We start from the raw sequence: 13,811 nt of genomic DNA, 5'->3' as shown, positions 1-13,811 counted from the left end.
AATTCTCTTTGCATGATGTCTTCTCTCTCTTCCCAGACCAGCGCGCTCCTTGCCAGCCTCGACATTCCGGAAGGGTACTATACGCAAGGCACGCGTGTCGTAACGTCTCCTCTGACGGGTGAGGAAATCGCACGCGTCGCGGAAGTAACTTCCCAGGATGCAACGACCAGGATCGGCGCATCTGTCACGGCTTTTCAGGCGTGGCGTCAGGTTCCCGCCCCCCGACGTGGCGAACTTGTACGGCTGCTGGGTGAAGAACTGCGCGCTGGCAAGAAAACCCTTGGGCAGCTGGTTTCTCTTGAGGCGGGGAAATCCCCGTCCGAAGGTCTGGGTGAAGTGCAGGAAATGATCGATATCTGTGATTTTGCAGTCGGTCTGTCTCGCCAGCTTTATGGTCTGACCATCCCTTCTGAACGCCCGGATCATCGCCTGACGGAACAATGGCACCCCATGGGGCCAATCGGCATCATCTCCGCATTTAATTTCCCTGTCGCCGTCTGGTGCTGGAATGCGGCTCTGGCGCTGGTCTGCGGCGATCCAGTCATCTGGAAGCCATCGGAGAAAACTCCTCTGACAGCTCTAGCCACACAGGCTCTTTTCCTACGCGCTGCCGCCCGTTTTGGTGATGCTCCGGCAGATCTCAGCACTGTGCTGATCGGTGGCCGGGCAATCGGCGAACTACTGGCTGATGATGCCCGTGTCCCCGTTATTTCCGCAACCGGCTCCACCCGCATGGGACGTTGGGTTGGCGAGCGGGTGGCACGCCGCTTTGGCCGATCCATCCTCGAACTGGGCGGCAACAATGCCTCCATCGTCACACCTTCAGCCGATCTGGATCTCACCCTCCGGGCCGTTGCGTTCAGTGCAATGGGTACGGCGGGTCAGCGCTGCACCACACTACGTCGTCTGCTGGTTCACAGCAGCGTCTACGATCAACTCGTGTCGAAACTGGTCAACGTCTATCGCACCATCAGCGTCAGCAACCCGCTGGAAGGCAATGCTCTCGTCGGTCCGCTCATCGATGAAGCCGCGTTCACTGCCATGCAGACCAGCCTTGAGGCCGCCAGGGCAGCTGGCGGGACCATTCATGGCGGCGAACGTGAAAACGTCAACGGTGCAGGCTCATTCTATGTCCGCCCTGCGCTGGTTGAAATGACCTCACAGACAGGCCCTGTTTTGGAAGAGACATTCGCACCTATCCTGTATGTCATGAAATACGACACACTTGCCGATGCGATCGCGCTTCAGAACGACGTCCCGCAGGGTTTGTCCTCCTCCATCTTCAGTACCGATATCCGCGATATCGAACTGTTCCTCTCTTCCCGTGGGTCGGATTGCGGCATTGCCAACGTCAATATGGGGCCATCCGGTGCAGAAATCGGTGGCGCATTTGGCGGGGAAAAGGAAACAGGTGGCGGCCGCGAGTCTGGCTCCGACGCCTGGAAAGGCTATATGCGCCGCCAGACCAACGCCATCAATTACGGTCGCACCCTTCCGCTGGCACAGGGTGTGAAATTTGATATCGATGACGGGTCCGCGAAAGGTTGAAGTATTTTTCTTCTGCTGAGACATAGAGCCTGCTCCCCTGGGAGGCCCTGATTGATACACTGGCGCAAGCCGTGTCTGATTATGCTGCGGGAACTATCATCTGCCATGAGCGGATGGTGCTCCCTGCTGGAGAAGGGCATGCATATCAAATGTGCATGCCCACAGTGACACCGGATCTGCTTGTCACAAAACTGCTCACCATTTTTCCTGAAAATGCCCGTCATGGGCGCCCCACCATATAGGGGTAGGTTCTATGCGCAGATGGTCAGACCGGCACGTTTCTGTTCGGACCCGATGGGTAGACGGTAACGATGCGTAGAACGGCTACCATGAGCCTTCTGGCAATCAGATGGCTTCATGCGGAAGCCCTGTGCTGCCTCTATCCAGATGTAAAAATCGCTATTCACGGGCACGCATGGGCAGCAGCCAGGAAAATCTGTGCGTCCCTCGCAAAACAGAACATCTTTCCCGCTGAAACCCGGAATGACTTTTATTATGAACCAGCCAGACCAGACTGTCTGGTCAGCGGCGTGGGAGCCTATCGTCCCGGCATGCTAGAAATCGGATCGCGCACCATTAGGGGCAGCCTAATTTACGTTGATGATCCTGTCGGAGTCCCTACAAAAGCGGGAGATATTATCCAGGCTGGAGTAAGCTGGGATTTTGTCCATGCGTTAGCAAAAGCTTGAAAAACACCACCGACATCGAAAAATTCCATCTTCTTCAAATCGGTCGGTTGCGAAACATGGGATCTCGCGGCAAGGCGGCTTGCAAGACAGGCTCAAGCAGATGCGCCATATCGCGACCCGCTACGACAAGACCGCCTTGTCCTTCATGAATTTCCTCAATATCGCCGCAGCAAGGCTCTGGATCAGGTCTTTTGTCAACGTGACCTAGGTACTGTTGACAAAAGACCTTTTCAGGTTGTTGGAGATGTGCTTCAAAGCTGGTCTTTGTGGAGACCCGTAGATGCGTGGCGACGTGAGGGACGAGGAATGGGCGATCATTGGCGGCCTGCTGCCGCCTGAACGTGGCCGTTGGTCACGGCCAGCACAGGATAACCGTCTGTTTCTCAACGGAATGCTTTATGTCCTGCGTGTGGGTTGCCCATGGCGGGACATGCATGAGCGCTACGGAAAATGGAACTCGGTCTATGTCCGGTTCCGTCGATGGGCAGAGCAGGGTGTCTGGGACGCCCTGCTGGAAACGCTGGTTGAACTTGGCCTGACCGATGACTGGCAGCACATGATCGACAGCACGGTCGTTCGGGCTCACAGCCAGGCTGCTGGCGCAAAAGGGGGACACATAAGGAAGGCTTTGGTCGAAGCCGCGGCGGCTTTACGAGCAAGATCCACGCCCGCGCTGACGGTCAGGGACGCCCTCTTGGCTTTGAACTGACGGGCGGTGAAATTTCTGACTACTCCGGCGCTGATGCCCTGATGGACCTGTCGGTCGTGACACCGCGCCGACTTCTGGCCGATAGGGGATATGATAGTGACAGGATACGGGAGAACCTGCTTTTTCGAGGCATTCTTCCTGTCATCCCGCCGCGTTCAAAGCGCACAGAGGATATCCCCTGCGACTTCCGTCGCTATCGGGATCGCAACCGTATCGAGCGGATGTTCAACAAGCTGAAGCAGTTTCGCCGTATCGCAACCCGCTATGACAAGACAAGAAAATCGTTCTTCGCCCTTCTTAACCCCGCAGTCGTAAAACTGTGGCTACCGTCCTTTGTCAACAGAACCTAGACTCACTCGAAACGATTGTCCTGATGGTCAGTCAGGAAATTGGTGTCTCGCTTCTGCCTGACTGGCTTCCGCCTTGACCCGAAGGCCTTAGGGTCCGGAAAATTTCTGCGCCCTCAAAGCCACCAAAGCGCCCTATCAGCCTTCTGTACCTGCGGACTTTCTTACACTTCCGGGTGCTCCAGAACATGCAGGATGCCCTGAACAACCGGAACTGCAGAGTACCCTCCACTGCCCGGATCAGAATGTGGAATTCAGTCGAAGATAATAATATCCCCCATTATATCCCATCTGGTTGGAGTAATCGTCATAAATTTCCGCGCCGGCGTAGGTCCCGTCGGCAGGCAGACGACGTGGCTTCATGTCAAACAGGTTATTGGCACCTACTGCGATATGGATCTTGTGCGTAGCCTGATATCCGAATTCCGCATTCGTGACCCAGACCGGTGTGTTGGCAAACGGATAAAAGACGGAATTCGAGTTCGCATAAGGTCCGGTGCGATAGGACTTCATGTCCTTTGTTTCACCCCAGCGCATTTCCTGCACGAAAACATCGAAATTGCGATATTTCCAGCGCGCAGACATCATGATCTTGCTACGCGGGGACGTCGTCGTGAGATAAGAAATCGTCTGGGCCGTCAGGAGGGGATTGCCGTTCGTATCGTTCCCCAGATGGGTCAGGCGTGTTCGGTTGAGGGAAATTCCCAGATCCCAGTTGATCGTTCCCATCTGATGCAGATCGGTCAGATAGTTCGCAACGATATCAAGCCCCTGGGTGCGGGTACTGGCACCATTGGAATAATAATGTGCGGTCACCGACGACGGTGCAATCGTGCTCGGTACCTGAATACCCATCTGTTCGATGGCATCAACTGCCTGCTGCCCCGAATAGCTGCCACCATTGATGATGCGGTCCCGGATGTTGATCTGATAAACATCCGTGGTGATATTCAGGTTCTTGATGGGACGCAGGACAAAGCCGCCACTGGCATTGGTCGAGAATTCCGGCTTGAGGGGAATCGCGCCCAGCGCAGCAGCCGCAGCGGAATTGACGGCCAGCTGACCACCCGCATAGGTCGGTGCCACGCCCAGTGTAGAATAATGTTCCTCAGCCAGCGTCGGCGCCCGGAATCCTGTATTGATGGCACCCCGGATCGCGAACCATTTCGTAAAGTCGTAGCGCGCGGCAATCTTGCCGGTCTCGGCATTCCCGGCATCTGTGTAATGTTCGAAACGCCCTGCAAAATCGATATCCAGACGTTTTACCGGCTTCACGTCAACATCCACATATCCCGCATAGACATCGCGATACCAGGACCCGGCATTGCTTGGTGACAACCCGACAAGAGCCTGAGAACCGGAGCCATAGTATGAGGCATAGTCGCCAGCCGTCATGGTATAGCTCTCCATGCGGTGTTCGGCACCGAACGCCAGATGCAGCGGCGCAGCCAGCAGTGGAACATGGATTGCCCGATGAAAATCAAGATTGTTGGTCCACTGGGTGGACTGGAAAGAACGGAGATTGAAGCTCGTCGGTGTCCAGCCATAGGTGGCCAGATAGCTCAGATTGGCTGAGTCATGCTGACGAAGGTGGAAATTATCCGCGCCATAGGTCGTGCTGATATCCCAGCCAAAACCCAGGAAGTTATCGCCTTTCAGACCGACAGTTGCTGCATAATCATCTTCATCAGACGTATCGACCGGCGCAAATCCCGACGGATAGTAGGACGGGAGCGTACTGGCCACGCGAAAATACTGTGGCGACTCACCATGGCGATGTCCGTAGATCACGTTGCCATAGAAATTCGCGGCCCCACCGAACAGATCCTTGCCCCAGTTGATGGCAACGTTTACGCGGGTCTGGTCCGGCTCGCCTTCCTGGTTGAAGTCCTTGCGTCCGGTACGGTTATCAATCGCATCCCGGGAGGTCAGGTCATTATGTTTGAAATCAAGACCGAAATGCAGGAAGCCATCATCACCAAGGCTGATGCCATGATCTCCCCGAACCTGATAGGTAAAACCATCCCCCTGGTAAGTGGCGCCGGCAAGAGCCTGCTGCGACCCGCCATGAGCACCCTTTTTCAGGATGATATTGATCACACCAGCAATGGCATCCGAGCCGTACTGTGCCGCAGCCCCATCCCGAAGCACTTCGATATGATCAATCATGCTCATCGGGATCATGTCGATATCGACTGGCGTTTCGCCGGATTCCGGACCTGAATCCGAATTGATGTTCGACGTCGTGTGGCGGCGTTTGCCGTCAATCAGGATCAGCACCTGATCCGGATTGAGTCCACGCATCCGGATAGAAGATACCAGTGCTGCCTGATCAGTCTGATGCGCCTGCATGTTCAGGGAAGGATTGGTCAGGACCAGCGCGTCCCCCAGGTCCCCCTGCCCCGTCTGAGACAACTGGCGCGCGTTGATGACATCGATCGGGCTCAGGCTGTCCGTAACCTTCCGCGCAAGGCCACGGGAACCGGTGACGATGATCTGTTCATTTGCGGAATGCAGAGGCACACTGTCTGCTTTCTGAGACACTACCCGAGCACGGGCCACGGATGCCCCTGAACCCGGTGCGTGTGTGCTGACCTTGGTGGTTTTCTGACTCCCCTGACTACTTTCAGGTTTCTGGACCGTCTGGGCAAACCCTGGGGAACACCACAGGATTGACAGACCGGTCGTCGCCAGAAGGCCCGACATCCACTTGCCGCGACGGATCGTATTCACGTGTTTTTCTCCCGGATAATCACAACCAAACCAGCCTTCCAAAGACAGCAACCTGTTCTGATTCGGACCAGAATTTCAAAAAAAGATATTACGGTTTAGAAACATACAAAAAGGTAAAATAATGTAGGTTCAGTATATGTTTTTTGTTTTCTAAAAAAGATTTTCTCAAATCTCTTCCAGAGGCATAACGTCACTCTCCATGAAACCAACAGGAGTATCCTGCCCAACCACGAATTCTTCCATGTTCTCCGAAGAAAGACGCGCCGTCATGGTCTCTCCTGCTACAGTCAGGCTGATACGCCGATATGTTCCCAGAAAAATCATGCTTTCCACGCGTCCCGACATGACATGATCTGCCACATGCGCTGAGGATCCCACCCGGACATGTTGCGGCCTTATGGAAACGTTCCTATTTTGCAATGACATGAAGTTGCAATCATCCAGAAAACGAGCAACAAAACGGTTTTTCGGCTGACTGTAGATTTCCCTGGGAGAACCGAGCTGCTCAATCTGACCACCCCGCATCAGCACGATCATATCGGACATCTGGAGGGCCTCCTCCTGATCATGCGTAACAAAAACCGTCGTCATGCCAAGCCGTTGCTGGATATCCCGGATCTGCTGCTGTAATCCCTGCCGCAGACCACGATCCAGCGCACCAAGGGGCTCGTCCATCAGAAGAATGCGCGGACGGATCACGAGCGCACGCGCCAGAGCCACGCGCTGCTGCTGCCCCCCGGACAGATCGCGCGGGTAACGGTGACCAAATTCCTTCAGCCCGACCATTTCCAGAGCTTCGCCAACGCGGCTCTCCCGCTCCGCACGGGGAATCCGGCGCATTTTCAGCCCGAATGCCACGTTTTCATGCACGGACATATGCGGGAACAGCGCATAATTCTGAAAGACCATTCCGATCTGACGCCGATGCACCGGAACCCTGCTCAAATCCTGCCCCTGAACTAGGATCTCGCCGCCATCGGGCGTTTCAAAACCCGCAATCAGCTTGAGAATAGTGCTCTTGCCAGAGCCGGAAGCCCCCAGCAGGGTGCAGAAACACCCTGCTGGAATATCCAGCGACAGGGACTGCAGAATGCGCGTTCCGCCATAGCTTTTTTCAAGTCCCCGGATCTGCACCGGCTGGCCAAGAGATTCTGGCCTATCCATCATGATTTTTCTCTCTGGAACAGGAGGCTGGACAGGAGCAGCCCCAGCGTCAGCACGATGACAAGCACCGCGACCGCCGTAATGGTGGGGCTGACATCCTGCAGCACGTTTTCATAAATCAGACGCGACAGGGTCCGCGCCCGCACATCCGTCAGGAACAGGGCGAGGATGACATCATCAAAACTCGTGATGAACGCAAAAATCGCCCCTGAAACGATCGCTGGCATCAGCGCCGGCAGGACAATACGGCCCATGACGGAAAACCACCCCGCGCCAAGGCTCATTGCCGCCAGTTCCAGATCCCGGCTGAAACCCCGCAACGTTGCCTGAACCGTCAGGAAGACGAACGGCATTGCAATCACGGCCTGCCCCAGACCCAGCCCCCAGTAGCCACGGGTCAGCCCTAACGGCGTGAGCTGGTAATAAAGCCCTACCGCCAGAATGATGGCCGGAACGACCATCGGCAGGATGAACAGACCTTCCAGAATCTGTGCGAACGTCCCCTTCATGCGGGCAAGACCGATCGCCGCCAGCGTTCCCAGAACCGTGGCCACCGGCACAGCAATCAGCGCGACTTTCAGGGAATTGAAGAACGCGCCAGCCCATTGCGGCCGGCTCAGAAGTTCATGATACCAGCGAAAAGACAGGCCATGCGGCGGGAACATCAGGATGGGAGACGCACTGACGCTCATCGGAAAGACGATGACGATCGGCGCGAGCAGGAAGACCATGACGGCACATCCCGCAATAACCATCCCCCACCCTGCTCCGGACCTTCCGGACAGGCCTTCGCCATAAGGACGTGCGGCCGTCACAACGCGCCTTTTAAGACGTTTTTCCAGAACACCCCGGCACAGAAAGAACGCAGCAAGCGTCAGAACCAGCATGACGCCGGAAAGAGCGCCCGCCATCCCCCAGTCGAGCTGTTCGCTGACATTGAAGGAAATCAGCTGCGAGACCATCGTCTGTGCTGGACCACCCATCAGCGCGGGGGTGATGTAGTAGCCCAGCGCACTCATGAACACGATGTTCGCACCGGCAAGAGCACCGGGGGCTGTCAGGGGAATGAAAATCTTCCGGCACAGCGTCAGCGGTCCTGCGCCCAGCAGCATGGCAGCCTGCACGAGGTTCCGGTCCAGTCCGCGAAACGCCGTGTACAGGGGAAACACCACGAACGGCATCAGCACATGGCTCATACCAATGAGCACGCCAGACATATTGTAGACGAACGCCACCGGGTGACGGATCAGATGCGCCCGCATCAGGACGCTGTTGAGGATGCCATAGCGCTCCAGCAGCATGATCCAGGCCGTGGTCCGCACCAGCGCACTCGTCCAGAACGGCAGCAGCACCCCGATCCCGATGAGACGCGCCATACGCGGCGAGACCGTCGCCATCAGGTAGGCCACCGGATAAGCCAGCATTACGGACAGCACGGTTACGGCAATCGCAATCTCGAACGTGGTCAGGATCGCCTCACGATAGGCCGGCACCGTAAACACACGCAGATAGGAATGGAATGGTCCCGCCTCATCCCCGAAACCCAGCGCCAGCAGACGCAGGACCGGCCATATGAACAGCACGGCCAGAAAGCAGGTCGGCACCAGTACGACAGAAAGACCGCAAAGATGTGCAGCAGACCAGCGGCTCCCGGAGGGAAGGGCAAGCGGCTTCATGGTCAGGTCACGAACAGCTGGCGGGGAAAGTGCGTCAGACGCTCACAGCCGCCCTCATGGACATGAACCGTTTCAGACATTCCCATGCCCTGCGCCAGCACATAGGAATGAAACACCATGCCCGGCTCGAAAACCCATTGGCTTTCAGGCACTGCAGACAGCATCTCCCCCGAATTGGGCAGCAGCATCAACCCAACCGAATAGAAGGTCTTGTTCGTGTATTCGAAGCCCAGTCCGGCGCCAAGAACACCCTCCCGATAGATCGCATCGGGCACTGCGGCACACACACCCGGTGCAACGGCGGCCAGGGCACGATCCTGAATGTCGATGAGCGTCTCCGCAAGCCGATATTCTGCATCCGTCGCCATCCCGACCTTCATCGGCCGCATGAAACGGGCGTGATACTGACGCACATTCGGCGTAGTCTCGAGCTGTACGAGATCCCCGGTTTCCAGAATACGGTCACTATAGGAGCCGTGCAGATGAAATGCCCGCTCCCCGGAGGACAGGACACCCGGCCCGGGAAGATCGCTTCCCTGGAGGATCATCGCAGAACAGATGGACGCCGCCATGTCCCGCTCACTGGCACCGGCCTGCGCACTGTCGATCCCGGCCTGCATTCCGGCTTCCGCCGCCCGTGCTGCCCGGCGCTGGAACGCGACTTCCGCGGGAGACTTGATCAGCCGCAGAGCCGCGACCATGCTCCCGGCATCCTCGATCCAGGCTCCTGGCAAAGCATCTTTCAACGCAAGATAATTCGTGACCGACAGCGTCCAGGCAGACAGTTCCACGGCAAGCTTCGGCTGTTTTCCGAGAAACCGTTCAATAGCCTGCACCCCGATCTGCAACGGAACATCGCTGTCACTCCACAGCGCACAGTCCGAATAATGGGACGTACGGTCAAAATGGAACTTCTCGACATCCCGCAGCACAACAAACGGCTCCCCTGACGCGGGAATGATGGCAAACTGAAAGCCGCCGTAAGCGCGTGTGAAATATCCGGTCAGCCACGTGATGGATTCCGGCATGAAAGCAATCAGCGCGTCCTGTCCGCGGGATCTGAGGATCTGCTGGACGCGGGCGATACGCTGATCATGTTCGGCGCGTGTGAACCAGTAGTCAGTATCGCTCATCAGTTTCCCTGCATCACTGAGGTGTAGCGTTCGGTGGCGTCCTGTCCGTGCTCGGCCCACCAGGCATTGTCGACAAACAGCGCGTCCCGCAGATGCTCTGGCGAAGACGGCAGGTGGGCCTGGATGGCGGGAGAAATCTGCTCGAAAACATCCGTGCGCACAGGACCGTAGGAAATGAACCGGCTCAGCCGGGCCTGAGCCTCAGCAGACGCGATATAGCGCATGAAATCCAGCGCTTCCCTACGATCCGGCGCCCCTTTCAGAAGCAGGAAATATCCGACCTGAAGTATACTCTGCGCCCAGGACACCCCGATCGGAAGTCCTGCATCCTCACCGTCCTGAAACCGGCCGTTCCAGCCCAGCGCCATGACGGCATCCCCACTTGCGAGCGCCTGAACAGGCTGCGCAGCCGAATTCCACCACACTGCCACCGAGGGCCGGATCTGCCGGACCTTGTCCAGCGCCCGATCCAGCCCTGCTGGCGTGGAAAGGACGTTGTAGACATCGGCCGCAGGCACACCATCGGCCATCAGTGCGGCCTCCAGAACCGTTACCGGGCGGGCAGGCAGGATCCGCTCGCCGGGAAAGCGTTTTACATCCCAGAAATCCGCAAATGTTTCCGGCGGATGTGTCGGGAAAGCCTGTCGCGAATATCCGATCAGCGTCCCGAAGATTTCAGACGGCACGCCATACGGGCTGCGAGCACCGGGAATGATATGGGACTGGTCAACCAGATCCGCTGGCACAGGTTCGAACAGGCCCTGCTGTACTCCCAGAACGAAACTGACGCCACTCGTCCCTACGACGTCCCAGCTCACGCTGCCCGTCTGCACCATGACCTTGATCTTCGCGAGAGACGGCCCGGTATCCTCGATGACGGAAATTCCCGTCTTCTTCGTAAAAGGCATGATCCAGGCATCACGCACGGCGTCCTGATAAGCGCCCCCCCAGCTTGCGAACACGACCTCACCTGCCCGTGCCGTCGATACCAGACAGAACGCCGCCACAAACGCCGAACTCAGGAGCAGATGCCACTTCACTGGCGACACAATCCGGCAAACCGATCGAGGATCAGCTTCGCATCTTCCGCCTCACTGGCAGTCCGCATCAGTTCGTCCAGATCAGCGCCATCATGTTCAAGGCGTGCGCGACTGGCCTCGAACCAGTCTTCTGCCGTCTCAAGGGTAATTTCCGGATGCCCCTGGATACCCCACACAGGCCGATCCCGATATCGCCAGACCTGATTCGGACACTGATCGGAAGATGCAAGAACACGCATGTCGGGATGATCCGCACGGACTTCGTCATTATGCCAGACGAACATGTGCATCTTCGCCCCCAGATGGGAGCAGACCGGATCGGCCTGAGCCTCGGACGTCACATCAAGCCATTTGTACCCGACCTCGCACTGCCCGCGCCGGAAAACCTGATCCCGTCCGCAAAGCGCCGAAGCCAGGATTTGATGGCCAAAACAGATTCCCAGCATCGGGATCCCACGGTCCGCAGCATCGCGGATCAGTTCATGTTCCTGATGGATGAACGGCACATCCTCATAGGCCCCATGCGGACTCCCCGAGAGGAAAATGCCCGAATACCCGTCCAGGCTTTCGGGAAATTCATTGCCGTAAGCCCAGAACGTTTCGACATCCAGCCCGTGAGAGGCAAAGCGCAGATCCAGTCGCGCGGAGGAAATACGCGCCTTGCCATTACCCAGAAAAAGCAGCTTCTTGCCCGTCATATTCAGACTGTTCCTCCCTGAAGGGCCTCAATGATGGCATCCCGCGCTGCATCCAGATGTACCCGCATCAGCTCTGCCGCGCGCTCCCCGTCACGGACGGCTACGGCATCCAGAATGTCGAGATGCTCCCGGATTCCCGCATCAAAGCGACTGGGAATCCGGGTCATGCCGAACATCCGCGTCCGCTTGCGCAGGAGATCAATGATCCGGCTAAGCTCGTGATTCCCAGAAGCTTCGGCCAAACCGATATGCAGATGATCATCTGCACGCCAGTGCTCCTCATCGGACACATGGCCACTGGCAATCATTGATTCGATTCCCTGACGCAGTTCAGCCACTTTTGCGAGCGGCATGTTCCGGGCTGCAAGCCGGGCGGCATCGCTTTCAAGCAGCCGCCGGATGGAAAGGATGTCAATGATCTCCTTTACCGACACGGTGGCGACAAACAGCATCCGTCCATTCCGGGACAGGAATCTTTCACCCTCAAGCCGACTCAGCGCATCCCTCACCGGAGTTCTGGAAAGCCCCATCTGTTCAGCAAGACGCCGCTCCGCAATCAGCGCTCCTGCTGGAAGAGCGCCCTCCAGCAGGTAAGCACGAAGCTTCTTATAGGCAAGTTCCGTCAATGAAACGGACGACCCTTCACCAGAAAGATCCAGAATTGTGGAGGACATGACGATTTTACCGGCATTTCAGTGGTATTCCACTTGCATCCCAGCAGAGTCCCGATGCTAAGTCCAGATAAAAGAAACGACTTTGTTTCTTTCCGGGTTCGTTCTGAACGTCCTGACAGAAATTTTGGGAGATTCCCTTATGTTCGCATCCGACACGTCGCTGGGCCATTCCGGGAAAACGGATTCCGGAAGAACGGTTGCGCTGACTTTCCCCGAAAATGAATATCGCAGAAGGCTGCAACGTACCGGGCAGAAGCTGTGTGATTCTGGGCTCGCGGCACTTCTGGTTTTTGCACAGGAAAGCCACCTTTACCTGACGGGTTTCGACACTGCGGGTTATGTATTTTTCCAGTGCGGCATCATCACTCCAGACGGAAAAGCTGTTGCCCTCCTGACCCGAAGGCCGGATCAAAGTCAGGCCCTGCGCGCCTCTCTCTATGAAAACGTTCACATCTGGTACAATGCGAATGATGCCGATCCGGCCGCTGATCTTGCGGCGATCCTCAAAGAGCTGGGCCTTGAGGGCAAACGTCTCGGCGTGGAACTGGCCACCTACGGCCTGACTGGCTTTAACTGGGAAAGCGTCCGCAAAACGCTTGGCAGCCACTTCACTCTTGAGGACGGGTCGGCCATCGTCCGGGAACAGAGGCTGATCAAATCAGAAGCCGAACTTGGACTGGTCCGGCGCTCGGCCCAGCTGGCCGATGATGCGGTCGAAGCCATGATCCGCTCCGTACAGCCGGGTGTTCTGGACAGTTCAATCACGGCAGCCGGCGTCACCGCAATGCTCAACGGCGGCGGTGACATGCCCGCTGCAGGCCCCATGGTCAATACGGGTCCAAGAGCGATCTATGGACGCGGCTTTGGCAGCGCGCGCCACCTGGAAAACGTAGATCAGATCGTTCTGGAACTGGCAGCCTCCTATCGCCGCTACAATGTCTGCACTGAACATACCGTCACCATCGGTGCCGTTCCACCCAAACAGAAACACATGCACGCAGCCACGGTCGAAGCCCTCGAAAAAGTCCTGCAGGCTGCCCGCCCTGGTGAGCCGATCGGCCGACTGGACGACATCCATCGCAGTACGCTTGACCATTTCGGTTACGAACGTGCCCGTTTCTCTGCCTGCGGCTATTCTTTGGGCGCAACATTCCGCCCTTCATGGATGGATGCCCCACCCATGATCTATTCCGGCAATCCAATTCTGCTCGAACCGGGCATGGTGCTGTTCGTCCACATCATGCTGGGAGATGCCGAGAGTGGCCTGGCGGCCGGTGTGGGAGAAACCTTTGTCATCCGGGATGGAGAGCCGGAAAGGCTCAGCCGGATCCGCCCCGCCCTGCACAGGATCTGATCGCAACCGCTTTCCCCTGTTCCGACAGTCAGCCTGGATACCCGCT

General features: G+C 57.2%; 10 protein-coding genes and 1 pseudogene. 4 read left to right on the top strand and 7 right to left on the bottom strand.

Going from position 1 to position 13,811, the window contains the following annotated elements:
* Window positions 1–12: 12 nt before the first annotated feature.
* From amaB to HKD31_RS16385, 3 genes and pseudogenes are all read left to right on the top strand, one after another.
* Complete coding sequence (amaB, locus tag HKD31_RS14135) at window positions 13–1,548, top strand: L-piperidine-6-carboxylate dehydrogenase (protein WP_194265560.1); 1,536 nt, start codon at window positions 13–15, stop codon at window positions 1,546–1,548.
* A gap of 329 nt (window positions 1,549–1,877) precedes the next feature.
* A complete protein-coding gene (locus HKD31_RS16140; RefSeq protein WP_228120818.1) occupies window positions 1,878–2,237 on the top strand; it encodes a Rossmann-fold NAD(P)-binding domain-containing protein in 360 nt (119 codons plus the stop codon).
* Between the two features lie 307 nt (window positions 2,238–2,544).
* Window positions 2,545–3,296: pseudogene (locus HKD31_RS16385) on the top strand (IS5 family transposase); the annotation flags it as partial.
* A 237-nt stretch (window positions 3,297–3,533) separates the two neighbouring features.
* Here HKD31_RS16385 and HKD31_RS14120 read toward each other — a convergent pair.
* The 7 genes from HKD31_RS14120 to HKD31_RS14090 all read right to left on the bottom strand — a co-directional run bounded on the left by HKD31_RS14120 (window position 3,534) and on the right by HKD31_RS14090 (window position 12,411).
* Window positions 3,534–6,026 carry a TonB-dependent receptor plug domain-containing protein gene (locus HKD31_RS14120; RefSeq protein ID WP_338085587.1) on the bottom strand — a complete coding sequence of 831 codons (2,493 nt, stop codon included), beginning with the start codon at window positions 6,024–6,026 and terminating at the stop codon, window positions 3,534–3,536.
* A gap of 165 nt (window positions 6,027–6,191) precedes the next feature.
* Window positions 6,192–7,193: an ABC transporter ATP-binding protein gene (locus tag HKD31_RS14115; RefSeq protein ID WP_194265561.1), complete on the bottom strand. Its 1,002-nt coding sequence runs from the start codon at window positions 7,191–7,193 to the stop codon at window positions 6,192–6,194.
* Window positions 7,190–8,866: an ABC transporter permease gene (locus tag HKD31_RS14110; protein ID WP_194265562.1), complete on the bottom strand. Its 1,677-nt coding sequence runs from the start codon at window positions 8,864–8,866 to the stop codon at window positions 7,190–7,192. Before HKD31_RS14110 ends, HKD31_RS14115 begins: the two co-directional genes overlap by 4 nt.
* 2 nt (window positions 8,867–8,868) lie before the next feature.
* Window positions 8,869–9,999: a M24 family metallopeptidase gene (locus HKD31_RS14105; protein WP_194265563.1), complete on the bottom strand. Its 1,131-nt coding sequence runs from the start codon at window positions 9,997–9,999 to the stop codon at window positions 8,869–8,871.
* Window positions 9,999–11,039: an ABC transporter substrate-binding protein gene (locus HKD31_RS14100; RefSeq protein ID WP_338085586.1), complete on the bottom strand. Its 1,041-nt coding sequence runs from the start codon at window positions 11,037–11,039 to the stop codon at window positions 9,999–10,001. Before HKD31_RS14100 ends, HKD31_RS14105 begins: the two co-directional genes overlap by 1 nt.
* Window positions 11,036–11,737 carry a type 1 glutamine amidotransferase gene (locus tag HKD31_RS14095; RefSeq protein ID WP_194265564.1) on the bottom strand — a complete coding sequence of 234 codons (702 nt, stop codon included), beginning with the start codon at window positions 11,735–11,737 and terminating at the stop codon, window positions 11,036–11,038. The genes HKD31_RS14100 and HKD31_RS14095 overlap by 4 nt, the downstream gene beginning before the upstream one ends.
* Before the next feature lie 2 nt (window positions 11,738–11,739).
* Window positions 11,740–12,411 carry a GntR family transcriptional regulator gene (locus HKD31_RS14090; protein WP_194265565.1) on the bottom strand — a complete coding sequence of 224 codons (672 nt, stop codon included), beginning with the start codon at window positions 12,409–12,411 and terminating at the stop codon, window positions 11,740–11,742.
* A 139-nt stretch (window positions 12,412–12,550) separates the two neighbouring features.
* On the opposite strand from HKD31_RS14090, the gene HKD31_RS14085 reads away from it, so the two are divergent.
* The gene (locus tag HKD31_RS14085; RefSeq protein ID WP_194265566.1) at window positions 12,551–13,765 is read left to right on the top strand and encodes a M24 family metallopeptidase; all 1,215 of its coding nucleotides are present in this window, start codon (window positions 12,551–12,553) and stop codon (window positions 13,763–13,765) included.
* Window positions 13,766–13,811 lie beyond the last annotated feature (46 nt).

The sequence above is a fragment of the Gluconobacter potus genome (assembly GCF_015244705.1).
GTDB classification, from domain to species: domain Bacteria; phylum Pseudomonadota; class Alphaproteobacteria; order Acetobacterales; family Acetobacteraceae; genus Gluconobacter; species Gluconobacter potus.
Note: the sequence above shows the minus strand (reverse complement) of the source record. Positions and strands in the feature narration are given on the sequence as shown.